Here is a 25576-nt window from a genome sequence, read left to right on the forward strand (position 1 = left end):
ATATAATATTTTTAATGAGTTTTCACTATAAATGTAAGTATGCTTTCAATCTTTTTATCTTTATCCTCATAACTCATCATCTGTTATATAATGAATTTATAGAATTTCCAGAAAAATAAGCACATGCCTTTAAAAGTGGTTACGAAACAATTATGTCTATTCCTCAATTAGAAGAATATAGACAGCCTTATCGTTATTTATACCGACTGTTATCTGTGCAAGGTAATGTGGAATTAAAGAAATGGTTAAGTCACCCATCCTATTTTTAAATACAAATGAGAGGGAGTATACAATGGATATTCAGAAAAAGCGTTCTGTAACAGAAAGTGAAATACAGCAAATGAAGGATTTGGCTTATATTTGTGGGCAACAAGACAATCTTGATTACTCTTCAGATTTACATATCAACTTTTTAAAAAATCGAAATGAAGATTATATAAACGATTTTCTTCTTTATAACGGTACTCAATTAATTGGCGCTTTAAATATGTATGATTTCGAAAGACCAACAAAGCTTGAACTAATAGGCTTTGTACATCCTCATTTTAGAAAACAACGTTTCGGAACTATCCTTTTACAAACTGCAATGAAAGAAATACAAAATAGAGAGACAGATGAAGCTCTTCTTATTATTAATGGGGATTCTATTTCTGGGAATGAATTTGTAAAACATATGAAGTTACCATATTTATATAGTGAATATAGTATGGAGTTCAAAACAAACGAAATTCAAAAAACAACAGATAATAATATACAGCTTACTCTTGCACCTTCAGAATCACTTCTTGATCTTATTGAAATTTCTGGTAAAGCTTTTGGTGATTCAGTAGAAAATACGGCTACATGGTTACAAAAAATGATGAATTCATCTTCCCATCAAGTTTACAGTGCCCTTATTGCTGGAAAAGTGATAGGAACAATTACAGTTTCTAAACAAGAGCAATCTACTACACTATCAGGATTCGCCGTTCATCCTTCTTATCAAGGTAAAGGATACGGAAAAGATATTCTTTGTAATATAGTACATACTCTTATTACAGAAGGAGTTTCAACAATTGAGTTAGACGTCGAAACGAAAAATATCCACGCTTTAAAACTATATACACAATGTGGTTTTGAAATTAACACGAGGCATGACTATTATAATTTAATTAATTTTTAGGTGAATACATATGTTAAAAAAACAATTTATTCTAATTATGATATTTTAGCAGACATCTATAATAAACATTGGGGACATTTTGTTGAATACTCCTATCCAGCCTCGTTTTACAAGATGCTCTTCCCTACTCTCGTATATTAGATCTTTGTTGCGGGACTGGTCATCTCTGCCGGTGATAGTTTAATTTAGTTGAACTAAAAAGTGTGTTTCGCAAAGTTTACTCCGTATTACATAACGAGGGTATATTCGCATTTGATATGAATAAAAAAATAAAAAAACTGAATCGAAATGATTCAGTTTTTTCTTAATATATTTACAATTGCAGTTGTTTCGTCATTTTCTTTATAGACACGCGGAATTCTTCTATCTAGCATACATGTAACTTCATAGTTTATTGTACCTAACATATCCGCTATTTCTTCTACTGCGATATTTTCTTCACCTTGTTTACCGTAGAATACTACTTCGTCTCCTACTTGTACTGGCATCGCTTTTGAAACATCCAACATTAACTGATCCATACAAACACGGCCAATAACAGGTACTCGAACCCCGTTAATTAACGCATAGCCTTTATTAGATAATTGACGATTATAACCATCAGCATAACCAATTGGTACAGTCGCAATCCATTCTTCACCAGTTGTTACATACGTATTCCCATAACTTACACCACGATTCTTCTTCGCATGTTTAATATGAGCTACTTTTGATTTTAACGACAACGCAGGCTGTAAAGAAACGACTGAATGATCCACTTCTTTTGATGGATACATACCGTACACTCCTATTCCAACGCGTACCATATTTTGAAATGTGTTACTTAATTCCATTGATCCCGCACTATTTGAACTATGAATATATGGTATTTGAATTCCTAATTCTTTCGCTGTATTAACAGCCTTTTCAAATAAACTTGTTTGCATATTCGTATATGATTTATCGATTTCATCTGCCGTAGAGTAATGCGTAAATATCCCTACTACCTCTACATACTCCATACGGTTTAATTCTTCTAAAAATGGTTTAACTTCTTCTTCTTGTAAACCGATACGACTCATTCCTGTATCAATTTTCACTTGAATTTGTACTTTCTTTTGAAGACGGTTTGCAATTTCATTTATACCATGTAAATCTTCTACTCTATAAACAGTCATCATAACGTCATATTGAATTACATCTTCTACAGCCGCTACTGGTGTGTATCCTAAAATTAAAATTGGTACAGTAATTCCTGCTTCTCTTAATTCTATTGCTTCATCTACAAATGCAACTGCAAGTTGATGTATTCCCGCTTCAATTGCAGCTTTGGCAACTTCAACTGCCCCATGGCCATACCCATTCGCTTTTACAGCAGCCATCATCTTAATTTCTTCATCATTTACATGTTTTTTAAATTCTTTTACATTATGTTTTACAGCGTTTAAGTCAATTTCTACAATTGTATCTCTTCCATATTTCAAACTCATTGGTCTAACTCCTAACTCAATAATTGCATTCCATTCTATTTCACGTTTCATATGACCTTTTACAATATAATACTTTTCATTATGCTAGTCAAACTACTAGAATTTTCGGAATTTTGAGTATGATATAATATCCTCAAGAAACTATTATATACGGAGACGAGGAGAATTACAATGTTTGTTCAATCTGCATTGCATCAACTAAAAGTTGCTATTGATACTTCTATTTATATGCTTAACCAATATAGTGAAAACGATTTAAAAATACAACCGATTCACTCAAAACGATCATTATTTGAAATGTGTGCACATCTTTCTCTTATTTGTCATGCTGATTTACTCATTTTAAATGGTATTTCAGAAAAAGAATTACATACCTTTTATATAGAACATACGCCCGTAACAGTTGCTCACATGCAACAAACGATGATTGAAGGATACAACCTTCTCTCTAAAACATTTCTTTCCTACTCCCAAATAGAATTAGCAGAAGTTATGACTGCCTATTGGGGGATTTCTTATTCGCGCTTTGAATGGTTACTTGAAATCGTTGCACACTTTTATCATCATCGTGGACAAATTCATATTTTATTATGTGAGCATATGAAAGATCCTCGCATTCCTTTATTTGAGTGATTTTCCACTCATTCATTAATTATAAATAGAGAAGCTACAAAACCAATAAAAAGTATCATTCCTAATAAAATAAATGTTTGAGCATAACCTCCTATTTTCATAAGATAAATAGAAATGATAGGTCCTATACTAGTGCCTAAAAATAAAATAAAAGTATATTCCCCTTGCTTTCCCTCCTAATTGACCTACAAGAGAAACTAAAGACGGAACGGATATAGCAATACCTATTACAAAACAGACACTCATCATTACAAGTAGAGATAGATCCGAAACAAAGCCCATTGAACTTAGACTAAAAATAGCAATCAACAATCCTCCTTGAAGAACCTTTCTTACTTCAAACCTCTTTGTTAAACGACCTGCAAGTGGTGACAGCAACATACCAAACAGCCCTGCTAAGCGAAAATAAAGGATTTGTTCTGCAGTTAAATTGTAAGTAGGAGAGCTCAAATAATTCCCTAAAACAGTATACATATTAACAAAAGCCATTATTAAAAAAGGATTTTTCACACTGACTAACTATTAGTTTTAAATAATTCGTAACTTCTTTAAGGCATAAGAAATTCCGCCTTCACTCGCCTTCGTTGTAACGAAATCAGCCCTTCTCTTCAACTCCTCTCCACCATTTCCCATCGCAACTCCTAATCCTACATACTGCAACATCTCAATATCATTTCCACCATCGCCAAAAGCAATGGCTTCTAATTTACTAATGTTTAAATGTTCCAATACTTTTTGAATTGCAGTTAGCTTCGATACTTTACTATCTTCCAATACATTTATAACGTAACCATGAAAACGCTCAAACGTAAGTGCTGGATATCTTTCAATGAATTTTTGAGCTTCTGTATCATCAGCATACAGACATATGCAATACATCTCATCTGATAAGTTTCTAACTTTGTCAGGATACCGCTCTAAATTTAAAGTTTCATTTAACGCTCGTATGACACGTTCATCTTTGGAAGCAATATTATTCATTGCAAATTCTTCTGTAAAGTAAGAAACACTGTGACCATGTAATTCAGCAAAATTTGAAATATCATGAACGATTTCGCTTGAAAGTACTGATTTATGTATAACTTCTTCCCCACATTTTATATGTGCACCATTTGCTGAAATAAACGTATTTATACCTAGTTCCTTAAATTGTGAGCATAAACTATATGGTCTTCCAGTTGTAACAACTACGTGAATTCCTTTATCTATTAATCTTTGTACCGCTTCTTTTGTACTTTCGTGCATGCTTCTATCAATCTCACTTAATAACGTACCGTCAACATCGAAAAATACAACTTTGTACATAAGTCTTTACATCCCGTCCAAATGATTCGTATCATTAATGAAATGCACCGTTTTTTGTTCACCCTCAATTTCAATTAAACTTATTCCCGTATCTCCCATTTTGAAATAGTAGTCCATTGAAATTGGCATTTTGAAAAATGCACGTAATAGACTATTAATTACGCCGCCATGGGCAACAATTGCAATTCGATCATATGTATTCTCTATCATAATTTTAGAAAAGATTCCTTCTATTCTCATTCGAAACTCAATAAATGACTCTCCGTTTTCAAAACGGTCATGAAGAAACTTTGGCTCTGGGTATTTCTTTGCTTCTTCAAATGATAAGCCAGCTTGTATTCCATTATTAAACTCCATTAATTCCTCTTCTAATTGAATTGGACAACCAATTGCTTCTGCTAATATTTCACCCGTTTCGCGAGCGCGTTTTAATGTGCTTGCCCAAATGAAATCTGGTGCAAAATCTTTTTTCACTTTCTGTACAAGTCTTTGTACTTGTTGTCTCCCTTTTTCAGTTAACTCGAAATCAGCTCGACCTTCATGCACATGTAAAATATCAGCTTCTGATTCTCCGTGGCGTATTAGTAGTATTTGCATGTTTCTCTCCCCCTTTATTTAACATTCATAAAATTCCATTATATCACATTTTAAGATTCCAAAATAAAAAAGGAACGGTCTCCCGTCCCTCATCCATTCACTTTTTCCGCATCATTCCAATAATATTTACTAAACGCTTCTGTTAACACATCAATTGTGTTATATAATTCATCTAACGTATTATCAACACCACCAACTTCAATTAACATCGCATTTTTCGATAAATCTTGATTATAAACGCCATTTCCATCTTTTTTATACTTTGGAAAAATCCCTCTACTTAATCCGTAATAGTTTTCATCTAAATAACTATTGATCGCTCTTGCAATTTTTTCATTTTCAGCATGGCCTTCATTTTCCATCCCAATTATAAAATATAATCTTGCATACGATTTTCCGTTAATTACTTTTGTTGTTACTTTCTTACGCTGATCGTCACGGTGTATATCAATCGGAAACCCAATTTTATTATTTTGTGCTAATGCTTCTTTTACATATTCATGAGACGCTTTATATGATTGCGGCCATTTCCATTTTTTACTCGCTAATAAATCACCCATATTCGTTTTATCATGAACTACCGGAATTCCTTGTCCTTCAAGTTGCTCTTTCATACGTTTCCCTAGTAAAGACACATTTACATCTGGGCTAGATGAATCAGTTGCCCCTGGTAATAATGGAAAGAAGGATTCCCAGCTATGTGTATGATAAATATATACTGCACTTTCACCTTTTTTCGCTCCGTTCTTTTTCTGAACCGGATTATTCTTTTCCGCTTCTGTAACTTTATCTTTTGCTATTTCCCGTTCTTTCGTTACTTCTTCAATCGGTACACTAGATTCATTTGGGATATTCGTCAAGTTTGTCCCTTCCCCAGCTACGATAATATTAGAATAATACTTTGACATACCAGGTACTTCTTTACCGACGAATGTTCTTAAATCTTTAATTTTCAAATCTGTCGCGATAGAGAACATTAAATTCCCAACTGACTCTCTTTTATTCTTCTTAAAATAATCAAATCCGTAATAGCGATTCTCACTTTCTATCATTTGAACAAAACCTTGCATCGATACTTTTCCAAACCATTGATTTGCATAATTCGATTTCATTGTATGTAAAAATGACGTCAAAATCGACGCTATCATAATTACTATTAGCGCATATAAAAGGAGTAACGAAATCAGTTTCTTCCCATGTATTCGAGTTGCATACTTTTTCACTGCATCACCTTCTTTATACATGGATATGTACAAGCTTTTCGGAATATACGCAAAAAAAAGAGAAATGGTATCCCATTTCTCTTCCTCACTTTTATTGTTCTTTTCCTGTATCATTTGAAGGTAGTTTCTTCACTTGTTTTTCTTTAAATATTTCTCCAATTGCCCCAAGAGTACCAAGTGTTTCAATTGCATTAGACGGAATAAAGACTTTATTTGCTGGTCCTTTTGCAACTTCAGCTAATGATTCAAATGATTTGTAAGCAAGTATACGCTCATCCAAATTCGCTTCACGAAGCAATTCAATACGATTTTGTTCTGCTTTTGCGATTTCTTCAATTGCCCTTGCTTCCCCTTGCGCTTCTAATTCTTTTGCTTCTTTTATACCTTCAGCTTCGCGAATACGCGCTTCTTTATCCCCTTCAGCCATCAAGATTTTACTTTGCTTTTCCCCTTCAGCACGAAGGACTTTATCTTGTTTTGCTGCTTCAGCTTCTAAAATAATCGCACGTTTATTACGCTCAGCCTTCATTTGTTTTTCCATTGATGCTTGCACATCTTTTGGCGGGTTAATATCAACAACTTCGACACGTTCAATACGTACGCCCCATTTTTCTGTTGCTTCATCAAGCGCTAAGCGGATTTCTGTTGAAATTTTTTCACGACCAGATAACGTTTCATCCAGTTCCATTTTACCGATAATTTGACGCATCGTTGCTGAAGTAATATTACGAACACCATATTCATAGTTTGAAATACCATATGTCGCAAGTTCTGGTTCAACAATTTGATAGAAAATAATAGTATCAATTTCTACTTGAACATTATCTTTCGTAATTACCTTTTGCGGTGGTACATTCGTTTGTTGAATACGTAAGTCATGATATACACGAACACGATCTACAATTGGTATTAAAATATTTAACCCTGGGTGCATGATACGTTGAAACTTACCAAATCTTTCAACAACCCCAACTTTTTGCTGAGGAATAATTTTAATTGTTAATGCGATAAATGTAACTACAATTAGTGCGAATATAATCGTTAACGTTAATGCTACCATATTTATTCACTCTCCTTTTTCACTTGTAATATAGTACTATGCCTCTTTATAACAACGACTTTTTCTCCAGCATCAATTGAAGAATCTGCAATAGCTGTCCAAGTATCTCCATCCACTTTCACAATACCATTCGCTTCATTTGTAATCGCTTGCATAACAATCCCTTTTTTACCAACAAGCATATCTACTGTATCAGTAAAACCTTTTGCTTCTCGAAAGTTTTTTGAAATTCTTTTCGTAAAGAATGTCAAAGTTAAACTTACAATTGCACCAACAGTAACTTGTAACAGTAGTGCATCAGGAGCAAACAAAGCAATAAGACCTCCGACAACAGCTCCAATTCCAAGCCAAAGCATGTAAAATGTAATCGACAACATTTCTGCGATAAATAAAATACCAGCTATTATAAACCAAATTACCCAAGCAGCCATATGCAACCCTCACTTTCTTTCTCATTTTCTATATGTATATGAAGAAAAGAATGGTTTATCCGCCCTTTCTTACACTTGGGCGTTTGCTACAAGCTATTGTACATACTCGCTGTTACAATGATTATTAATATAATACTATATCAATATATTCTTCATTATACATGAAAATCCCTTTCAAAAAGTGACAAAAAATTAAATTCTTTAAAAATTTTAATTTTTAAATTACAATTATTCTAATTACTAAATACTATTTTTTATAGAGGTGATAATCTTATTGAGAAACCTGTCACTAATCTACTATTTAGGTTCCAAAATATGCATTACTCTCGCTGACATCGTATATGTAATGATTATTACAACTCATATTTATATAGCAACTAAATCAGCTACTATTACTGCTCTTTTTCCATTATTACAAGTTATCACAAATCTAATTGCTAACATCTCTGCACCACTTATAATAAATCGTTTTCCATCTTATACGCTGTTATATACGCTCCAATGGCTGAAAACAGTCTTTTTACTATTATTAATGATTTTGTTCCCAGTCTTATCCACAAACATTATAGCTCTATTAACTTTTATTTTTGTCATTTCATTATGTAGTGGGTGGAGTGCTCCGTTATTATACGGTATTCTCCCGCGCCTTACACCGAAAGAAAAATTAGTAAAAGTAAATAGTATCTTTTCCTTTTCAACACAAATTGTGCAAGCCGTTGCTTATTCATTTACGAGTATTGTCGTTCTTCTCATTGGCGCTACTTCTACACTCATGATTAATAACATTTTAATGATTTTCGGATGCATTGCATTACATTTTTCATTACGTTCCATACATACTGAAAGAATAGCAGATTCTCCCTCTTCCAAAAGTACTGTTTTATTGGAAGATTGGAAACTCCTATTTCAAAATCCTTCTCTCCGTACCGTTACATATATGGACTTAATCGAAACTTTCGCAGGGACAATATGGATTGGTGCTATTACGATGGCATACGTTACGACTATCCTTCATAAGGGCGAAGAATGGTGGGGATATATTAATACAAGTTATTATGTTGGCACGTTAATCGGTGGTCTATTAGCCTGGAAAATGAGTTCCTATATTCAAAACAATTTAATACGATCTATGTCGATTGGCTCTCTTATGTTTAGTATTCTTACATTTTTATACGGTATGACAAGCAGCGGATTTATTGCGCTTTTTCTATGTGTTCTAATGGGACCATGTTATCAAATTAGAGATATTTCCCAAACGACTGTTTTACAATCAAGTGTCGCCCCTGCTTTATTATCCAAAATGTATACAGCACATGGTGCACTTCTTTCAACAGCCTCTGGACTATCTATGCTTAGCATTGGCATTATTACTGATATGTTCGGTGTTCGTACAATTTATATCATCGCTTCTATTCTTATTTTATGTTCCGCTTGTTTATCTTTTAGTTTATTAAAATATCATAAGACAGAGCAGAACGATATTTCACTTTAATCACTAAAACAAAGAGGACAGGGATTCCTGTCCTCTTTGTTTATTCTATTCATGATAAGTTGGGGATTTTTCTATGCTTTGTCGCTTGTTCAAAAGCATAAGCTAGCTTAATTAATATCCCTTTAAAGAAATTCACTTTCCTTATTTAAACATCTTTAATTTCCCGAAAAATAAAAATAGTCTGAAACGGATTGAACTTCGCTTCAGACTCTTACATTACTGTGCGTATACTTCATCTAACAAATGTAAAAACTCACCTTGTTTCCCAGCTAATTCAGGGCATTTTGCAATATCAACCCATTCGTAGCAAAATACTAATCCTTTATCTTCCTCACCAGCACTTACAATATGTTCCCAAGTATCCTTTACATCTGTTAGTAAAGTTACATGAAAAAAGTGGCGTTTTTCATATTCCTGTTTTTCTTTCATATGTATGATGTAATCTGCTAAAAAACGTTCTATGCATAAATGACGCAATCCGGATTCTTCCTGTACTTCACGCAATATAGCCGCTTCTAACGTTTCACCTTCATCAACCGTTCCTCCTGGCACTTGAATACCAGCTTCATGTATATCACGATGTTTAAAAACAAGTAATTGCATAACCCCCTCTTTTTCTCTTGTAATATATGCATGTACTTTTTTCTTATATAACATCGTCATTATACGTCTCTCCCCTCAATCATTTACTCTGTTACTTCTTCAAGCGTCAGTTGATTATCATACAAATATGTAGCTTGTGGATTTCCCACATACCTTACGTGCCATGGTTCATACCGATAACCCGTAATCCTTTCTTTCGCTTTTGTGTATCGAACAACAAAACCAAATTTATGGGCATTTTCAGAAAGCCACTGACCTTCTTTCGTTTCCCCAAAAACCGTCTCTAACTGAAATTTAGCAGATTGAGACGTAATATCCATAGCTAGTCCAGTTTGATGTTCACTTGTGCCAGGAACCGCGCTAGACATTGCTGTTTTTGCTACCCCGTCTTGTTTTTTATACATTGTATTTAATGCTTTTTGTCGATCAAAAGATCTAAATCCAGAAACTGCAAACAGGAAAATACGCTCGTTGTCAGCCTGCTGAAACATATCCTCAAGCGCCCTCGCTGCCTCTTTTCTCATCTTTTTCTTTTCTTGATCACCTTCACTAGAGTAGCGTACTTTCGGAATAACTAAATCTGGCGGTCTATACCCATCTGGTAAACGCCTACTTTTATTCACAAGTACAAGCATTGAATTCGGATTATTAATTACCGCAATATCCCCATCCATATTAGCAATCGTTTCTTTCGCTTTCGGAAATACGCTATTTACACTTACTTCCCGCGCCTGCTTATCCTTATACATTTTATAATTGATTCCTGCTACTCCAACAATAATTATTGCAGCTACGATACCGAGTAGTGCCCATCTTTTTTTCATATAACGACCTCTTATTTTAATAATTTGGCCATTTCATACTCATCGATGTCCTTTCCATCGATAATAAGAGCAGCTTTTTTGACACCTTCTTTCTCAAATCCAGCTTTTTTATATAGTGCCTGAGCTCTTGTATTGTGGGCCATTACTGTTAATTCTAAACGCCATACATCATGTAATTTTGCCCACTTCTCAACCTCTTTAAACAATCTAGTCCCAATACCTCGCCCGTTATACTCTTGCAAAATACCAATTACAATGGTTGCCACATGCCTCTTTCTTTGAATGTTATTTCCATTCACTAATATAAAACCTACTATCCTCTCATCTTCAACTGCTACAAATATTGTTGCATATTCATTTTCTATAAAGCGATGGATCATTTTTGCTTGTTGCTCAGCTGTAGTTTTCCTTTCTCCTGGTTCATATAACATAAACTTCGTTTCTTCATCTAATTGCTTACTTAATTGCAAAAATGATGCTGCATCTTCTATTTCGATTTCCCTAATCACTTCAATCACCCTACCAGTTTCATAATAAAAAGTTTTCCTTATAAAAAGATTTTCTCTACTTTCCCGAAAATTCCTTTGTAAATCTCCTACTATAAATTGACAAATTTCGATATTACTATAACAACGACAAATTATGTCTATTCTGTGACGTCTCATCATTACAAAGAAAAAACGCAAGCATTACACTTACGTTTTTTCAAAAATACTGTGAACTCATCCTCATCAGGTGAGGTCTCTCACCAATTTAAAATTCACTTTATCCATTCACTTTTTCTGCCTGCCAAAAATATTCACCAAATGCTTTAGCAAGTGCATCAATTGATCGATTCAATTCTTCCTCTGTATTATCTACACCGCCAACTTCTATTAATATCGCTTGTCCTGATAGGTCTTGATTATAGATTCCATTTCCTGTCTGGAACCCTTTTTGAATGACCCCACGGCTCACTCCTGGATATTTCTTATTAATCGCCTCATGTAAAGCTGTCGCTAATTGTAAGTTTTTTTCATAGTTTTTATTTCCTTTCCCTACTACAAATGCAAGCTTTGCATATGATTTATCTCCAATTGTTTTTGTCGTTACATTCTTTCGGGCACTGTCACGATGCAAATCAAAAAAGTATTGAAGATCTTTATTTCCAGCCATAGCTTGCTGCACAATTTCCCGTGACATTTTATACGAACTATTACTGTTTAAACCTTTACTTATTAACTTTTGACCAACATCACTCTTATCGTTAGTAGCTCCAATCCCTTCACCTTCTAGTTGTTCACGGAAACGATCTCCTAATATAGAAATATTCGATACAGAACTCGTTGCTTTATTCGGATTCGGGTCATTCGTTAAGTTAAGTAAAGGTAAATAAGATTCCCAGCTATGTGTATGATAAATAAACGCAACTTGTCTCTTCCCAGTCGTTTGGGACGGCTGTTTTTTCTCTTTACTCGTATCTTGTTTAGGTACTTGTCCAGTTCCACTAGTCCGTTCCTTCACCACTTCTTCAAGAGGAACACTCGACTCTATCGGTAAGTTAGAATAATTTGTACCCTCACCCGCAATAACAATTTCTGTATCGTACTTACCAAACCCCGGGAGCTCTTTCCCGACGAAACTGCGTACATCATTAAAGCGAATATTTGTAGCCATAGAAAAGAGAAAAGAAGAAATTGAAAAATCTTGATTCAAATTTCGATACTCCTGTGTAAAATAATGATTCTCTTTTCCAAGTACATACATGTAACCATTCATCGATAACTCATTTAACCAATTATATAAATACGTTGACTTTGTCTCTTTCATAGAGGTTACCATCATACTAATAAGAAAAAAAGTCGCTAGCATTGTAGTAATAACAAATAAAACTAACTTACGCATACTTGTAAACTTCATAAAAAAAAAGCCCCGATTCATACTATCACCTCTCTATTTCAAGTTATGTACAAGCCCTAGAGAATAGACCGTTAAAATTTCGGCTATATTGTTAATGAGGTGAAATGAATTGAAGCTATTAATAGGAATATTACCAATCGCTCTATCATTCATTTTTTATTTGTCCGCTAAGCAACCAAAAATCTCTATTGTGCTACATATTTCTGCGTACTTGGCACTGTATGTACTCGGTATAATTATTTCCATTAATATATACGATGTTTTAATACAAGATTTAGTTTTCATGACGAGCATTCATGGAATTTTACTGAATCCATTTTTCCTTATTGCAGGAGCGTATATAGGAACATACACTTTGTACCTACTTTTGTCTCACATTATTATGAAAATAAAAAATGGAGCGTAATGAAATGCAACCACCATTTATCTGTCATACATGCAAAAAAAGAATTATGAAAAAGAAAGATCTTATTACAGCCACATGGTACTTCCGCTTTTATTTATTTCACAGTGATTGTTTTAAACGACAGCAAGTGTTCATCTCACGATTTCTCCCTGTGAATACACTTTTCAATTCCTTTCTTATTATATATGGACTTATTTTTGGCAGTATTCTTATGATTACAGAACCATCTATTATTTGGCTGACTTTCTTTTTTCCCATTTTTTATCGGTTTCTTTCTTATTATTATGTTGAACGTTTTTTCTCTACATAACGCGCAGATTGACCTCTCGGAATACTTAAACATTCCCACTCATTTTCTTTTAACATCTTCCCAATGTATATAATCTGACCAATATGCAATGCATAATGAGCAATTTGCCTTTCAATTGCTTGCATGACAGTATGTGCTTCACCGCGAATGTATACCGTCTTCAATAAGTGTTCCGGCGTTAAAGTATTCATCGTATTAAAAACATATTTCCATCCTTCTTGCCAAGCTATAAGGGTTTCTTCTTTTGAGTGATAGCATCCTTCAAATTCACCATCTCGATTACGATCTGTTTTTTCACCATCAGACGTTAAAAAATCCGTCCATCTAGAACGCATATTACCGTGAAGATGCTTAATAATAATCGCTATACTATTCGTTTCTTCATGAGAAGACCATTGTATTTGTTCATATGATAATTGAGAAAGTGCCCGCTCCCCTTGTTTCTTTGTTGCTTTAAAGTTCGAAATCGCACATTGCAAATATTCTCGTCCGATATCCATATTAGCCCCTACCTTCACCCTAGCTAATTTTTGTTCCATTTGGCAATTCCATATTAGGCTGAAGTAACACAACATCACCAGCTTCAGGAACACCACCAAGCACAAGTACTTCTGATTTGAATCCAGCTACACGCTTTGGTGGAAAGTTTACAACAGCAACGATTTGTTGACCGATTAAATCTTCTGGACTATACCTTTTCGTAATTTGAGCACTTGACTGCTTTATCCCGATTTCTCCAAAATCTATTGCTAGTTTAATCGCTGGTACTCTCGCTTCTTTAAATTCCTCTGCATGTATTACAGTTCCAATTCTCAAATCCAAATTTAAAAAATCTTCAAAATTAGCCATTTATCATTCCCCCCCAATTATTACTTAGACAAAATACAAAAATCCCCTTCAAAAAAAAGAAAGGTGCCTAAGCACCTTTCTTTTGTAATTCACTTGATTCATTTGATTTATAGAAGAAGAAACCGAGAATCCCGCCAATACATGATGGAATTAACCATCCGATTCCTTCGTTATATAACGGTAACATTTGTAGTACATTAGAAATCGCGTCAATTTTAATTTTCGCACTTTCTAAACCGTTAAAGAAACTAATTAACAATGCACCTAAAATAGCTCCAATATAAATTGTATTACGCTTCCCAATCCACTTATGGAAATACGAAAGTACAATTAATACAATTGCAACTGGATAAATGATCATTAACACAGGTAATGTTACTGCGATTAATTGTGTTAAACCTAGGTTAGATACAATTAAACTAAATACACATACCATTGTTACAATCGTTTTATGCGAAAGTTTTGGGAATAAGTTTGTAAAGAAACCCGCACACGCAGATGTTAACCCAACAGAAGTTGTTAAACAAGCGAGTATAATAACAAGCCCTAATAAAATTTTACCACTCGTCCCATATAGCTCATTTACAACATTCGTTAAAATAAGACCACCGTTTTCTGAGATACCAAGTGATGTGCTTGTTGAACCAAGATAAGCAAGCGATAAATAAATTAACGTTAAACCAAGTACAGCGATAATACCTGATACTACTGTTATTTTTGCAATTTGACTACTCTCTTTTATCCCTTTAGAGCGGATAACTTGTACAACGACAATTCCGAATACGAGCGCGCTAATTGCATCCATCGTTAAATATCCTTGAATAAATCCACCAAAGAAAGCATTTTCTTTGTAAGCAGCTAACGGCGCAGCTGGCTCTCCAATTGGATCAATAATTGCCTTTCCGACAATAACAGCGACAATTAATACTAATAATGGTGTAAGAAACTTTCCGAACCAATCCACTAATTTAGATGGATTTAATGATAAATACCACGTTATTCCGAAGAAAACTATCGTGAAAAGAAATAGCATGTACCACTCTGAAACCATTGCCTCTGATAAAAACGGCTTCATACCCATTTCAAACGAAACAGCTCCAGTACGAGGAATCGCGAAAAATGGTCCAATTGCTAAATAACTAATCAATGGGAAAATAAACGCAAATATAGGGTGGACTCTAGAAGATAGCGCTTTCAAGTCCCCCTCTACAAACGCGACAGCTGTTACAGCTAGTAGGGGTAATCCGACTCCCGTTACAAGGAATCCTATTGTAGCAATCCAAACATTCTCTCCTGCTTGTTGACCTAAAACTGGCGGAAAAATTAAATTTCCTGCTCCTAAAAATAATGCAAATAGCATTAAACCAATTGCTACCGTATCACCTGGCCTTAAACGTCCCTTCATGCTCTTCATTTGCATAGCACTTTTTCATTGTTTATCTCTATATTTTACAATATGCTATGCATCCTCCTCTCTGCTCAAGATGATAAAATATGCCCCTTACAAAGCAGTGTCTTTCTCCATAATTTCTCCATTCCCCTTATTTTTACTCTAATCATTAATATAATTATTATTTTAATTTTTGATTTTTTTGAATTTTTAAATCATTAGAGTGTTATTACGTGGAGTATAGTTGTCAGACCTCTTTGTTTTTATCACACATATAGTAACATATTTAGTTGCAAAATAAAAACATATTTTCAAATTGATTTTTTTGAAAATCGAAATTATCTACATTTTTTATTCTCTTACACAAATATTGTTATAATCTCACCTATTATTCAATCGTTATTTTCAAATAACTTTATACCCGTAACATACAAAAGCCATCTAATATAATTTAGATGGCTTTTGTATGTTACTCTATCGTTTCAACTTCACGTGGATTTTTCATCTCTTCCACATACACAACTCTAAATCCGTGATCTTCTAAATCTTTCAATAATGTCTCTAATTCACCGTCGTTAAACTCTTCTCCTAATGTAAACATAATTCTACGAACTAATAAGGCATCATTATCAAAAGTCATCAAACTTTGAATACCAGTGTATTTCTTTAAAACTGTCGATAACTTTTGGATTGCTCCATTATAGTCTTGCGTTCCAATCATGACAGAGTATTTACTAGAGTGAACACCCCATGCATCCTCTAATAACTCAAAAACTTTTTTATGCGTTAAAATTCCAAGGAAAACCCCTTTTTCGTCAACTACTGATAAATAAGGCAATTTTTTTATTGTAAAAAATACTTTAAAGAAAGATGAATCTTCTCTCACAAATCCTTCTTTATCGTTTAATAATTGTATTACACTCTCATCAAGTGATCCTTTATATTCTAAAATATCTACTTTATATATATTCCCTAAAAATTTCTCTTTTTTTTCATCTAAAACTGGTACACAACGATACCCCGTTTTATTTAAATGCTCTAACGCTTCCCCTATCGTAATCGAACTTGAGCACAGTAAAACTTCCCTTTTCGGTACGTAATTCCCTTTAATCCTCATAAATAGCCTCCTTATGTTAAAATACTTTCTGTGCCATAACTATATTATATTTTCAGAAAAAAATAAATAATTTATTTTATTTTTCTGAAAATTATTCATTTTCTTGTCATAATTTATTCATGAATCCTTCACTTGCATATTTTTGCTATCAAATCTTCTCTCTGAATTACTGAATGAAAAATATATTGTAACTTCTTTCAAAAAAAGCTAAAATAATAATAAGAATTTTCTGAATATTATAAGAGTAGGTGGTTATATGTCCTTATTACGCTCACATATATGTAAATTTATAATTGGTATTATTGTTATTTTTGCCATAAGTCCTATTCCAGCTCTTTTTATTACACACAATTATTCTTATCAAAATGGATTTATTAGCATTTTTCAAAACTTCGCACAGCTTTCTTCTATATCAATTCCAAAGGTTGATTGGATGCATGAATCTATCTTTTTCTCAGCAAACCAAATGATACATACTTCTAATCATTCAACACCATTATTCCCTTACATATGGGAAATATATTTTATATCGATTGTTCGTTTTACTTTTACCCTTGCGATCGGATTTTTCATAAGTTTGGGTATCGGCCATTTATTTTTCAAAGTACCTAACTCGTTTAAAAAGTTTACTACTGTATTGAAATGGATACCTTACTCTTTTTGCACTGTAGTATTACAATGTTCAGTCTTATTACTACTTCTATACATCGCACAATTTATAAACCTTCCTTACTACTCATCATTTATCATCGTATGTAGTACTTCCATGATTATCGTTATGCAAGCAGTAAAAAAATGGATTCCTTTCTTAAAAAACACAAATGAATATGAAATAAAACATGATTCTTTTCTTGTGGATACATTGTTTTTGGCGCTTACTTCGAATCATAAATCAATTTTAGGTTCCATTATTCTTTCATTCGTTTTTATGGAATGCGTTTTTCATGCAAATGGACTGTTACAATTTATCGTTCAATTTGGCGGAAATTCACCCATAATTGTTACAATCGGCTTATTACTACTCTATATCCCATATAGCATACTTTCTTTCCTTCAAACACTATGGACCACAAACTACTCCAAGCAACAGTCATACACTTTAACGAGAAGTGTTCCAAAACCTTAATTTAAAATAACCCTCTATAATCTAAAAGTAGGGGGTTATTCCTTTTGTATAGCGGACAAAATAACAGCAAATTCAAAAACTATTACAGAAACATACCAATATTTACCCTTTTCCTTTGACTATTCTTTTCATTTGGATTTATTATAAAAGTATAACATAATTGCAGGAGGTGACATCTTTATTCCAAACCTTGGAATGGAGAACACGCTTGGACATATTAAATATTTTTCTCATCTTTGTACTTATTCTTATTTCTGGCTTTTTCGTTGCATCAGAATTCGCTGTTGTAAAAGTACGAAAAAGTCGAATTGACCAACTTGCAAATGAAGGTAATAAACAAGCTTTAGCTGCAAGAAGCGTCCTATCTAATTTAGATGTTTATTTATCAGCTTGTCAGCTCGGAATTACAATCACTTCTTTAGGGCTTGGTTGGCTTGGTGAACCAACTGTGGAGCATATACTACGACCGCTCTTTGAAAAAATTAATATTACTGGAACACTGGCTAACACTTTATCTTTTGTTATTGCCTTTAGTGTTATTACCTTTTTCCACGTTGTATTAGGTGAATTAGTTCCAAAGTCTTTCGCAATTCAAAAAGCAGAAGCAATCACACTCAAATTTGCAAGACCGCTTATTTTATTTGATAAAATTATGTACCCATTCATTTGGCTACTCAATAGTACAGCTATATTTTTCACAAAATTACTCGGATTAGAACCTGCGAAAGAAAGTGAACTTGCTCATTCTGAAGAGGAATTGCGACTCATTTTAGGTGAAAGTTTTAAAAGCGGTGAAATAAACCAAACCGAATATAAATATGTAAATAACATTTTTGAATTTGATGATCGAGTTGCAAAAGAAATTATGGTTCCTCGTACCGAAATGATTTGCTTATCTACTGAAAATACGTTAGAAGAAAATATGGATATCGTCGCTACTGAAAAATATACACGCTATCCAATTATCGAAAAAGATAAAGATGATATCATTGGGATGATCAATACGAAAGAAGTATTCCATGATCAAACGAAAGGTATTTATAAACCACTTGAATCTTATATACATCCTGTTCTAACTGTATTTGAAACAGTTCCAATTCGTAAAACATTAGTCCACCTTCAAAAAAATCGCGTTCAGATGGCAATCGTTATGGATGAATATGGTGGTACTGCTGGACTTTTAACGATGGAAGATATTCTTGAAGAAATCATTGGAGAAATTCAAGATGAATTCGATGCGGATGAATCACCTATGATTGAAAAGCGTACACCTAAGCTTACTGTTTTAGATGGAAAGGTGCTTATTTCTGAAGTAAATGATATGTTTGGCCTACATATTGATGATAGTGATTTAGATACAATCGGAGGATGGCTTCTTTCTCAAGCAGTTGACTTAAATATTGAAGCTGGCTACTCCATTGAATATGCTGGTTTTCAATTTAAAGTATTAGAACTTGATGGACATCAAGTCAAAAAAGTTGCTGTACATAAACTAGATATTAAAAAGGAGCTATAAAGTGACTGTTTTATTAACAATTTGTATCATTGCCTGTTTCATTGTTTCATTTCTCGCCTTCATTTATCCAATTATCCCTGGCATACTAGCTGTCTGGGCTGGATATTTGATTTACCATTTCGGTATAAATGGAGGCGAATTAACAACTTCTTTTTGGATTATTCAAGTCATTTTCACTCTTTTCATTTTCGTTGCTGATTTTATTGCAAATGGATATTTCTTAAAAAAATACGGTAGTTCTAAATGGGGCGAACGTGTCGGAATGATTTCTATCATTGTCGGATCGTTCTTCTTCCCGCCATTCGGACTTATTATCATACCGTTCTTATCAGTATTTATAACAGAACTAGTGCATAAAAAAGCGCCAAAAGATGCCTTTCTAGTTGGAGTCGCTACTGTAGTTGGTTTTTTAAGCAGTACAGTAGCGAAAGCAATTCTCCAAATCATTATGATTATCATCTTCTTGTGTTATATCATCTTTTAACCATCCCGACTTCGGGATGGTTTTTTAATATGCAATACCTACTCGACTATTTTCATATATGTTTTTCTTACATAGATCCCATGCAAAGTGTGCTGTATCACCCACTGTAATTTTTGATCCACCCTCTGGCAATATATCTTTTTCAGTTCGATATACCTCTGTCGCCTCACCATCTATTAAATGTGTCGGACAAACAACTGTCCAACATAAATTATTACTATTACTTAGTACTTTATATGCAGCCAAATGATCTTCCGCTGCCGTTGTCGTTTTCCTTTTTGATTCCGTTGATTGAAAACGATATAAATTTAGATTTGTTCTTGCTTGTAAAATACCAGCTGTTCCTATTGTTATGATTCTACGAACCCCTTCTTCTTCCATTTGCTTAATGATTTGTGGCATACTCTTCCCTAATGTTCCATTTTGATCCGTTCCAAGTGCACTAATTACTATATCGCTTCCTTCTATCACTTTCTTTATATCATTTTCGTTCAATACATTACCTTCTATCACTCGTAGCCTTTCATGTTGTATTTCTATTCTATTTAAATCACGCGCTAATGCATTCACTTCAGCTGAATCCTTTAATGCTAAATTAATTATGTTTGAACCTACTCGTCCTGTTGCTCCCAATATACATACTTTCATTTGTTTTCCCCCTCTTTCATTCTCTTTCTATTTTTCAATAATCTCAATAAATTTACAACAAAAAAGCTTCCTCATATATGAGAGGAAGCTTTATTATTACTTTATTTCTTTTCTTTAGAATCAGTAGACTTCTCGGTTCCGCTTGTTTCTTTATCCTTTTTATCCTCTTGTTGTGTTGTTGTGTCGTCTTCTTTCTTCTTGTCCTCACCTTTACTACAACCTACCATTAATAAAGAACTTGCAAGTGCCATAGCAGTTAATGATTTAACCCATTTATTCATTTGCGTTTCCTCCTTGTGATAGAATATGTACAACCTCATATTACTCTCTATTTTTAAAGGAGAGATTGAAAAACAGTAAATATACGGTAAATTTTTGTAAATTTTCTGATAACAAAACCTGATTTTATTTCATTTCCAATCGATACACAATAAAACTAGTTTTTTCTCTCAATGGACGTAAAAAAACTAAGGCGCATACCATTTCGCCTTAGTTTCTCATGCAAACTTTTCATTTTCATATAGATGTGTAATCTTATATTCCTTCTTCATAACATATTGCCACACACTATAAGCGTAACGGTTCATTTTCAGGAAACAATTTTCCAAAAATGAGCGAAACTCTGGATTAGCAACTTCCACTGCAACTTGAGCAAACTTTAAAGCTAATCGTTTCAAGTGCGCAATATAACTGATTGCAATATGAATATCCCCTGTATATTTACTAACTGTTTCCTTTTCCATTTCATGCAAATCAAACTCCGTTGTTTCACAGGTTATATGCTGCACATTCTCTCCTTCTTGAAAATTTACTTGTTCATTATATGCTTGTAACATATATGGTAAATGGTGCTGTAATAGATTTTTTAATTCTTCGTCTCTGACCTTTCCAGCATACTCTCCAACCTTGTATATTAGCATATAACTATATCTCATTAATTCTTTCATACAGTCCATTAAAGCGCCTCCCTTCTCTTTTGTCCATATACTATAAATATGATGCTAAAACATTCGCTATTCTTGCTAAAAACCAATCCCATCTACTAATTTCCTCAAAATCTTCTTCAGAAAATCGTTTTGATTTATGAAAGTCTACCTGTAATCGACTCCATACTTCATCAACAACTGTTTTATCATATATGATACAGTTAGACTCGTAATTTAAATAAAAACTTCTATTATCAAAATTCGCTGTCCCAATATCAACAATTTCTCCATCTATGATTGTTACTTTCCCATGAAAAAATCCATTTCGATATTGATAAATCTCCGCTCCAGCATGTAACATATCTTTCAAATATGGATAGGCAGCTTGTTTTAACAATATGGCATCACTTTTAAATGGCACGAGAATTTTTACATTAACACCACGATTTAATGCAGCTTTTAACTCTTTCACCATTTCTTTACTTGGTACAAAATATGGTGTAGCTATAATTAAAGACTTTTTAGCTTTTTTTAAAAGTGCCCCATACTTTTCCCATAAGCCTTTTCCATTTGAAAATAAATATTGATATTTTATATTCCCTAATGTAGGTATACTTTCATGTATAGGCATTTTTTCTCCTGTATCTTCTTTCCAATCTTCGGCAAACTTTCTTTCCATATCCGCTGCACCCTCACCATGGATGCGCACGTGATAATCACGCCATGGCCCAAACTTTGGATTTTGTCCAAGGTACTCCTTTCCGATATTAAAGCCACCGACGTATGATACCTTTCCATCTATCGTAACAATACGTCTATGATTTCGTTGATGCAAAGAATAGAACATATTTTTCAGTTTCGGTTTTTTACTAAATGTAAACTTCACACCGTTTTCTTTTAATCGGCTAATTACCTTTTTCTTCAGCTTATATCCGCCTACCCGATCGACTGACAATTTCACTTCTACTCCGCTAGATGCTTTTTTCTCTAATAACTGTAAAAACTCTTGGCTTATTTCGTCTTTTCCTACAATATAAAAATGGATATATATATACTTTTCTGCATCGTTTATATCGTCAAATAATTTTCTATATAACTCTTCACCGTTCGTATATAGTTGAAATTCACCTAATCGAACTTGTCCTAATTCATATTCACTAGCCATTTCCTTCCCCATTTCCACATCGATGTTCATCCAAATGAATACACCTATTAAACAAAGGATTATAGCGAAAAAGTGCTTCATGGATAAATTCCTTTCTCCACTTACTGTTATTTCTATATCTTCCCTTTTTTATTACATTATCATTCAAGAAAATATGTCATTGCATGATATATGTCCATATCAAACAATAGCTCATTTGCATATTGTATGTTGTATCTTAAAATAAAAGGAGGAAATAACAATGGGCTTCGCACATGGTAATGGATTTGCGCTATTAGTCGTATTATTTATCCTCTTAATCATCGTCGGTGCTGCTTGCTTCTGCTAAGTAGCTACTGTCATATGATATGTGGATGAAAAAACTATAAAAGCGGACACCTATTTTTAGGTGTCCGCTTTTCATTTTAAAACCATTTCCGACTGCTATAGTAACTTAAATGGCTAAATATTCATCTCAAAAGGTTAACAATGTGGCTACTTTCTTACTCTCTGCCTTACGTATATGACGCTGTTCTGCACGTAACACAGCAATACGATGTAATTCTTTCTCTTCTTCTGTTTCAGGGATAACACGCGGTACTGGAACTGGATTATTTTCCTTACTAAGTGCCACAAAAGTAACGAATGACGTTGCCGCTATACGCTTCTCACCTGAAATTAAATCTTCAGCCACTACCTTCACAAACACTTCCATCGAAGTTCTTCCTGTCCAAATTACAAAAGATTCATAACTAACACAATCTGAAGAACGAACAGGATGTAAGAAATCGACCCAGTCCATAGATGCTGTGACACATTCCTTTCTTGAATGTCTGGATGCTGAAATAGAAGCAACCATATCCATCTCCGCTAATATCTTCCCACCAAATAGCGTGTTATGATCATTTAAATCTGTTGGGAATACTCGGCTCGTTTTGAACACCCTTGACTCATTGGCTGTTTTCCCCTTTACTTCTGTCATTGTTATCACCCCTTTAATGAACTATCCCTAATATTTCAATAATCACTATACTAAATGAACTACACGTTTAATATTAACAACATTCAGAACTTTTAGTCCACAAAAAAGAACCGATTTTATCAATCGGCTCCTCTAAATACATATTGTTCTTTCGGCTGTTCAACTTTATTCCATTTTGTTACTTCTAATACAGGAATATTCGCATGAAACGGCTGATAAAACTCAGTAGTTATCTCTCCTTCTACTTGAATCCAGTCATCATTATTCCACTCTACGCCTTCTGGCTTTTTCACTAACATACCATACACACCAGAATCTGCTACGCAATGTATAATACCGAAACGGAATAAGAAGTATTGTTCTTTTTTAGAAGAATCATCTCTAAAAACAAACCCTTTAAAAGATAATTTTTTCCCAGTAAACTCGCCAGGATAATTATAAATTGTTTCCATACCCTTTAGGAAGTCTTCATCTTTCAAATTAATATTATCTTTCGTAACAAACTCTTTCTTCCCTTTTTCCATTACACCGCGGTATCCTTCTTTCCCGTAATAAATGCTCGTATCAGGTCTTAGAAATTGTCTTGTCATAAATGGATCCTTACTTTCTGCTTGTGCAACAGGAAAGTGAAATCCTTTCGCTTTAACAATATCCGAATCTAGCGTCGCAATTGGGAAAAATAATCCTGAGATAATTGGAAAACAAAACAATGAGTACGAAAATGCTTTTTTCCACCATGTATTCTCATCTTTTGAATGATCATGCCCGCAATGGCTATGGTCACAACTGCAATCATTTCTCTCTTTTTCCTTTTGGTGCTCTTTTTGGAAAACGACGATAATTTGTACAATCGTTAAGAAACCTAAAATAATTGCTGCTGTTGTTGATAAATAGGCATACTTCATATTGATATACTTCGTAATGTTACCGGAAATATGAAGTTGCGCAATTAATATTGTAAAACCTAATAATATATATGCTCGAAACATAACCTACCACCCCATCGCATAAATGAGTAGTGAGCTTGCATAAACAACAAGAGTAACTGTAACTATAACAACAATTACAAATTTCGTTTTAAATGTCGCAAGCATCATAAACATATTTTTAATATCCACCATCGGTCCGTAAACGAGGAACGCGACAAGTGAAGCTGTTGAAAACGTACTTTGGAACGAAGAAGCGATAAATGCATCTGCCTCTGAACAAAGTGATAAAATGTAAGCAAGTCCCATCATAACAGCTGATGAAGAAAACGGACCTTGTCCAATAGCAAGAAGTGTTGAAGTTTGTACAAACGTTTGTACCGCTGCTGCAATTAACGCACCTAGTACTAAATATTTTCCCATTGAGAAGAACTCCTCAACAGCGTGTGTACATACATCCCACATTTTTTTACGCAGTGGACGCTTATTATTCACTTCTGGGAAGTGATCATCTCTTAATTGATGTTCTTTAAACATAAAGGATAATATAATTCCAACGATAATGGCTACGATAATCGCTACAATAGAACGATACCATACCATGTGCATACTACTCCCAAAGGCAACATAAGTAGCAAATAATACAACTGGATTAATAATAGGTCCAGTTAACATAAATGCAATCCCTGCGTATGGTGGAACACCTTTTCCAATTAATCGTCTTACAATCGGAACAATTCCACATTCACAGCCCGGAAACAACATACCTAAAAAAGTAGCTAATAAAACAGACAGAAATCGGTTCTTCGGCATCCATTTTGCCACCATATCTTCTGTCACGAACATTTGAATGAATCCTGAAATAAATACACCAATGAGCACGAAAGGAAGTGCTTCGATCAATATGGAGATAAAAATTGTATTCATTTGCAGGAATGCTTTCGGTAATTGAAACAATTCCATGATGTATTTCCTCCAACTTTTCATTAACAATATGTAATTTTAACCCCATTTCATTAATTGAACAAGGCTTATATGGAATACATACCCTTTA

General features: G+C 33.8%; 30 protein-coding genes and 3 pseudogenes. 11 read left to right on the forward strand and 22 right to left on the reverse strand.

The genetic code is table 11. From position 1 onward, the window contains the following. Positions 1–119: 119 nt before the first annotated feature. From EBQ15_RS10330 to EBQ15_RS31575, 3 genes and pseudogenes are all read left to right on the forward strand, one after another. A pseudogene (locus EBQ15_RS10330) lies at positions 120–269 on the forward strand (nitrate reductase); the annotation flags it as partial. Positions 270–292: 23 nt separating this feature from the next. After that, a complete protein-coding gene (locus tag EBQ15_RS10335) occupies positions 293–1162 on the forward strand; it encodes a GNAT family N-acetyltransferase (RefSeq protein WP_000354424.1) in 870 nt (289 codons plus the stop codon). Next, positions 1163–1425: pseudogene (locus EBQ15_RS31575) on the forward strand (class I SAM-dependent methyltransferase); the annotation flags it as partial. A gap of 30 nt (positions 1426–1455) precedes the next feature. Here EBQ15_RS31575 and alr read toward each other — a convergent pair. After that, positions 1456–2631 (reverse strand): alanine racemase, encoded by a 1176-nt coding sequence (alr, locus tag EBQ15_RS10345; RefSeq protein ID WP_001987589.1) that lies wholly within the window; start codon positions 2629–2631, stop codon positions 1456–1458. Between the two features lie 171 nt (positions 2632–2802). Between alr and EBQ15_RS10350 the strand changes: the two genes are divergently transcribed. Then, a complete protein-coding gene (locus EBQ15_RS10350; protein ID WP_000498002.1) occupies positions 2803–3264 on the forward strand; it encodes a DinB family protein in 462 nt (153 codons plus the stop codon). An 8-nt stretch (positions 3265–3272) separates the two neighbouring features. Here EBQ15_RS10350 and EBQ15_RS10355 read toward each other — a convergent pair. The 6 genes and pseudogenes from EBQ15_RS10355 to EBQ15_RS10380 all read right to left on the reverse strand — a co-directional run. Then, positions 3273–3759, reverse strand: a pseudogene (locus EBQ15_RS10355) (MFS transporter); the annotation flags it as partial. A gap of 33 nt (positions 3760–3792) precedes the next feature. Then, positions 3793–4569 (reverse strand): Cof-type HAD-IIB family hydrolase, encoded by a 777-nt coding sequence (locus EBQ15_RS10360; protein ID WP_000278972.1) that lies wholly within the window; start codon positions 4567–4569, stop codon positions 3793–3795. 6 nt (positions 4570–4575) lie between these two features. Further along, on the reverse strand, positions 4576–5166 hold the full coding sequence (locus EBQ15_RS10365) for a histidine phosphatase family protein (protein ID WP_001166452.1): 591 nt from the start codon (positions 5164–5166) through the stop codon (positions 4576–4578). Between the two features lie 89 nt (positions 5167–5255). Beyond that, entirely contained in the window at positions 5256–6503 is a 1248-nt protein-coding gene (gene spoIIP, locus EBQ15_RS10370; RefSeq protein ID WP_000613904.1) for a stage II sporulation protein P, read from the reverse strand. After that, entirely contained in the window at positions 6481–7449 is a 969-nt protein-coding gene (locus tag EBQ15_RS10375) for an SPFH domain-containing protein (protein ID WP_000226253.1), read from the reverse strand. The genes spoIIP (EBQ15_RS10370) and EBQ15_RS10375 overlap by 23 nt, the downstream gene beginning before the upstream one ends. Positions 7450–7451: 2 nt before the next feature. Beyond that, entirely contained in the window at positions 7452–7880 is a 429-nt protein-coding gene (locus EBQ15_RS10380) for an NfeD family protein (RefSeq protein WP_000741974.1), read from the reverse strand. Positions 7881–8154: 274 nt separating this feature from the next. On the opposite strand from EBQ15_RS10380, the gene EBQ15_RS10385 reads away from it, so the two are divergent. Then, on the forward strand, positions 8155–9372 hold the full coding sequence (locus EBQ15_RS10385; RefSeq protein ID WP_001245224.1) for an MFS transporter: 1218 nt from the start codon (positions 8155–8157) through the stop codon (positions 9370–9372). 216 nt (positions 9373–9588) lie between these two features. Here the strand turns inward: EBQ15_RS10385 and EBQ15_RS10390 are convergent, their stop codons facing one another. From EBQ15_RS10390 to spoIIP (EBQ15_RS10405), 4 genes are all read right to left on the reverse strand, one after another. Further along, positions 9589–10035, reverse strand: a complete 447-nt coding sequence (locus EBQ15_RS10390; protein ID WP_000178285.1) for an NUDIX hydrolase — start codon at positions 10033–10035, stop codon at positions 9589–9591. Between the two features lie 23 nt (positions 10036–10058). Then, positions 10059–10799 (reverse strand): M15 family metallopeptidase, encoded by a 741-nt coding sequence (locus EBQ15_RS10395; RefSeq protein ID WP_000747651.1) that lies wholly within the window; start codon positions 10797–10799, stop codon positions 10059–10061. Positions 10800–10810: 11 nt separating this feature from the next. Beyond that, the gene (locus EBQ15_RS10400; RefSeq protein ID WP_000617567.1) at positions 10811–11308 is read right to left on the reverse strand and encodes a GNAT family N-acetyltransferase; all 498 of its coding nucleotides are present in this window, start codon (positions 11306–11308) and stop codon (positions 10811–10813) included. A gap of 256 nt (positions 11309–11564) precedes the next feature. Further along, a complete protein-coding gene (gene spoIIP, locus EBQ15_RS10405) occupies positions 11565–12719 on the reverse strand; it encodes a stage II sporulation protein P (RefSeq protein ID WP_001079280.1) in 1155 nt (384 codons plus the stop codon). A gap of 88 nt (positions 12720–12807) precedes the next feature. Between spoIIP (EBQ15_RS10405) and EBQ15_RS10410 the strand changes: the two genes are divergently transcribed. Both EBQ15_RS10410 and EBQ15_RS10415 read left to right on the forward strand, forming a co-directional pair. After that, positions 12808–13104, forward strand: a complete 297-nt coding sequence (locus EBQ15_RS10410; protein ID WP_000770736.1) for a hypothetical protein — start codon at positions 12808–12810, stop codon at positions 13102–13104. 4 nt (positions 13105–13108) lie between these two features. Then, positions 13109–13414, forward strand: a complete 306-nt coding sequence (locus EBQ15_RS10415) for a hypothetical protein (protein ID WP_033682818.1) — start codon at positions 13109–13111, stop codon at positions 13412–13414. On the opposite strand, the gene EBQ15_RS10420 is transcribed toward EBQ15_RS10415, so the two are convergent. The 4 genes from EBQ15_RS10420 to cbpA all read right to left on the reverse strand — a co-directional run bounded on the left by EBQ15_RS10420 (position 13387) and on the right by cbpA (position 16770). After that, entirely contained in the window at positions 13387–13953 is a 567-nt protein-coding gene (locus tag EBQ15_RS10420; RefSeq protein WP_000435828.1) for a DUF1572 domain-containing protein, read from the reverse strand. The genes EBQ15_RS10415 and EBQ15_RS10420 overlap by 28 nt on opposite strands. Further along, entirely contained in the window at positions 13934–14263 is a 330-nt protein-coding gene (gene csaA, locus EBQ15_RS10425) for a chaperone CsaA (protein WP_001263017.1), read from the reverse strand. The genes EBQ15_RS10420 and csaA overlap by 20 nt, the downstream gene beginning before the upstream one ends. Before the next feature lie 67 nt (positions 14264–14330). Beyond that, positions 14331–15668, reverse strand: a complete 1338-nt coding sequence (gene brnQ4, locus EBQ15_RS10430) for a branched-chain amino acid transport system II carrier protein BrnQ4 (protein ID WP_011110049.1) — start codon at positions 15666–15668, stop codon at positions 14331–14333. A 454-nt stretch (positions 15669–16122) separates the two neighbouring features. After that, a complete protein-coding gene (gene cbpA, locus EBQ15_RS10435; protein WP_001220526.1) occupies positions 16123–16770 on the reverse strand; it encodes a cyclic di-AMP binding protein CbpA in 648 nt (215 codons plus the stop codon). Between the two features lie 256 nt (positions 16771–17026). Here cbpA and EBQ15_RS10440 point away from each other — a divergent pair, with 256 nt between their 5' ends. The 3 genes from EBQ15_RS10440 (at position 17027) to EBQ15_RS10450 (ending at position 19896) form a co-directional block, all read left to right on the forward strand. Continuing rightward, positions 17027–17896: a hypothetical protein gene (locus EBQ15_RS10440; protein WP_000055260.1), complete on the forward strand. Its 870-nt coding sequence runs from the start codon at positions 17027–17029 to the stop codon at positions 17894–17896. Positions 17897–18104: 208 nt separating this feature from the next. Further along, the gene (locus EBQ15_RS10445) at positions 18105–19412 is read left to right on the forward strand and encodes a hemolysin family protein (protein ID WP_033683856.1); all 1308 of its coding nucleotides are present in this window, start codon (positions 18105–18107) and stop codon (positions 19410–19412) included. Between the two features lies 1 nt (position 19413). Beyond that, positions 19414–19896: a DUF456 domain-containing protein gene (locus tag EBQ15_RS10450; protein WP_000217334.1), complete on the forward strand. Its 483-nt coding sequence runs from the start codon at positions 19414–19416 to the stop codon at positions 19894–19896. A gap of 24 nt (positions 19897–19920) precedes the next feature. Here EBQ15_RS10450 and EBQ15_RS10455 read toward each other — a convergent pair whose 3' ends face one another. The 4 genes from EBQ15_RS10455 to cls all read right to left on the reverse strand — a co-directional run bounded on the left by EBQ15_RS10455 (position 19921) and on the right by cls (position 22716). Continuing rightward, the gene (locus EBQ15_RS10455; RefSeq protein ID WP_000861639.1) at positions 19921–20544 is read right to left on the reverse strand and encodes an NAD(P)-dependent oxidoreductase; all 624 of its coding nucleotides are present in this window, start codon (positions 20542–20544) and stop codon (positions 19921–19923) included. 101 nt (positions 20545–20645) lie between these two features. Further along, positions 20646–20825 (reverse strand): hypothetical protein, encoded by a 180-nt coding sequence (locus EBQ15_RS10460; RefSeq protein ID WP_001045960.1) that lies wholly within the window; start codon positions 20823–20825, stop codon positions 20646–20648. A 216-nt stretch (positions 20826–21041) separates the two neighbouring features. Next, the gene (locus EBQ15_RS10465) at positions 21042–21500 is read right to left on the reverse strand and encodes a spore coat protein (protein WP_000340540.1); all 459 of its coding nucleotides are present in this window, start codon (positions 21498–21500) and stop codon (positions 21042–21044) included. Between the two features lie 31 nt (positions 21501–21531). Next, positions 21532–22716 carry a cardiolipin synthase gene (gene cls / locus EBQ15_RS10470; RefSeq protein ID WP_001999650.1) on the reverse strand — a complete coding sequence of 395 codons (1185 nt, stop codon included), beginning with the start codon at positions 22714–22716 and terminating at the stop codon, positions 21532–21534. 160 nt (positions 22717–22876) lie between these two features. On the opposite strand from cls, the gene EBQ15_RS10475 reads away from it, so the two are divergent. Beyond that, the gene (locus tag EBQ15_RS10475; RefSeq protein ID WP_000505094.1) at positions 22877–22963 is read left to right on the forward strand and encodes a YjcZ family sporulation protein; all 87 of its coding nucleotides are present in this window, start codon (positions 22877–22879) and stop codon (positions 22961–22963) included. A gap of 126 nt (positions 22964–23089) precedes the next feature. Here the strand turns inward: EBQ15_RS10475 and EBQ15_RS10480 are convergent, their stop codons facing one another. The 3 genes from EBQ15_RS10480 to EBQ15_RS10490 form a co-directional block, all read right to left on the reverse strand. After that, a complete protein-coding gene (locus EBQ15_RS10480; RefSeq protein ID WP_000141164.1) occupies positions 23090–23596 on the reverse strand; it encodes an acyl-CoA thioesterase in 507 nt (168 codons plus the stop codon). Positions 23597–23715: 119 nt separating this feature from the next. Then, positions 23716–24585, reverse strand: coding sequence for a TIGR03943 family putative permease subunit (locus EBQ15_RS10485; protein ID WP_000488060.1), 870 nt, complete (start codon positions 24583–24585; stop codon positions 23716–23718). A gap of 3 nt (positions 24586–24588) precedes the next feature. After that, positions 24589–25485, reverse strand: a complete 897-nt coding sequence (locus tag EBQ15_RS10490; RefSeq protein WP_000418716.1) for a permease — start codon at positions 25483–25485, stop codon at positions 24589–24591. Between the last annotated feature and the right edge of the window lie 91 nt (positions 25486–25576).

Origin of the sequence: Bacillus sp. 2D03 (genome assembly GCF_003946765.1) — a bacterium.
Classification (GTDB): Bacteria; Bacillota; Bacilli; order Bacillales; family Bacillaceae_G; genus Bacillus_A; species Bacillus_A cereus.

Coding starts and splice junctions, on each gene's coding strand:
- EBQ15_RS10335 (WP_000354424.1), top strand. CDS start 293: ATGGATATTCAGAAAAAGCGTTCTGTAACAGAAAGTGAAATACAGCAA.
- alr (WP_001987589.1), bottom strand. CDS start 2,631: ATGAGTTTGAAATATGGAAGAGATACAATTGTAGAAATTGACTTAAAC.
- EBQ15_RS10350 (WP_000498002.1), top strand. CDS start 2,803: ATGTTTGTTCAATCTGCATTGCATCAACTAAAAGTTGCTATTGATACT.
- EBQ15_RS10360 (WP_000278972.1), bottom strand. CDS start 4,569: ATGTACAAAGTTGTATTTTTCGATGTTGACGGTACGTTATTAAGTGAG.
- EBQ15_RS10365 (WP_001166452.1), bottom strand. CDS start 5,166: ATGCAAATACTACTAATACGCCACGGAGAATCAGAAGCTGATATTTTA.
- spoIIP (WP_000613904.1), bottom strand. CDS start 6,503: ATGATACAGGAAAAGAACAATAAAAGTGAGGAAGAGAAATGGGATACC.
- EBQ15_RS10375 (WP_000226253.1), bottom strand. CDS start 7,449: ATGGTAGCATTAACGTTAACGATTATATTCGCACTAATTGTAGTTACA.
- EBQ15_RS10380 (WP_000741974.1), bottom strand. CDS start 7,880: ATGGCTGCTTGGGTAATTTGGTTTATAATAGCTGGTATTTTATTTATC.
- EBQ15_RS10390 (WP_000178285.1), bottom strand. CDS start 10,035: ATGACGATGTTATATAAGAAAAAAGTACATGCATATATTACAAGAGAA.
- EBQ15_RS10395 (WP_000747651.1), bottom strand. CDS start 10,799: ATGAAAAAAAGATGGGCACTACTCGGTATCGTAGCTGCAATAATTATT.
- spoIIP (WP_001079280.1), bottom strand. CDS start 12,719: ATGAATCGGGGCTTTTTTTTTATGAAGTTTACAAGTATGCGTAAGTTA.
- EBQ15_RS10415 (WP_033682818.1), top strand. CDS start 13,109: ATGCAACCACCATTTATCTGTCATACATGCAAAAAAAGAATTATGAAA.
- EBQ15_RS10420 (WP_000435828.1), bottom strand. CDS start 13,953: ATGGAACAAAAATTAGCTAGGGTGAAGGTAGGGGCTAATATGGATATC.
- csaA (WP_001263017.1), bottom strand. CDS start 14,263: ATGGCTAATTTTGAAGATTTTTTAAATTTGGATTTGAGAATTGGAACT.
- brnQ4 (WP_011110049.1), bottom strand. CDS start 15,668: ATGAAGGGACGTTTAAGGCCAGGTGATACGGTAGCAATTGGTTTAATG.
- cbpA (WP_001220526.1), bottom strand. CDS start 16,770: ATGAGGATTAAAGGGAATTACGTACCGAAAAGGGAAGTTTTACTGTGC.
- EBQ15_RS10440 (WP_000055260.1), top strand. CDS start 17,027: ATGTCCTTATTACGCTCACATATATGTAAATTTATAATTGGTATTATT.
- EBQ15_RS10455 (WP_000861639.1), bottom strand. CDS start 20,544: ATGAAAGTATGTATATTGGGAGCAACAGGACGAGTAGGTTCAAACATA.
- EBQ15_RS10460 (WP_001045960.1), bottom strand. CDS start 20,825: ATGAATAAATGGGTTAAATCATTAACTGCTATGGCACTTGCAAGTTCT.
- EBQ15_RS10465 (WP_000340540.1), bottom strand. CDS start 21,500: ATGGACTGTATGAAAGAATTAATGAGATATAGTTATATGCTAATATAC.
- cls (WP_001999650.1), bottom strand. CDS start 22,716: ATGAAGCACTTTTTCGCTATAATCCTTTGTTTAATAGGTGTATTCATT.
- EBQ15_RS10475 (WP_000505094.1), top strand. CDS start 22,877: ATGGGCTTCGCACATGGTAATGGATTTGCGCTATTAGTCGTATTATTT.
- EBQ15_RS10480 (WP_000141164.1), bottom strand. CDS start 23,596: ATGACAGAAGTAAAGGGGAAAACAGCCAATGAGTCAAGGGTGTTCAAA.
- EBQ15_RS10485 (WP_000488060.1), bottom strand. CDS start 24,585: ATGTTTCGAGCATATATATTATTAGGTTTTACAATATTAATTGCGCAA.
- EBQ15_RS10490 (WP_000418716.1), bottom strand. CDS start 25,485: ATGGAATTGTTTCAATTACCGAAAGCATTCCTGCAAATGAATACAATT.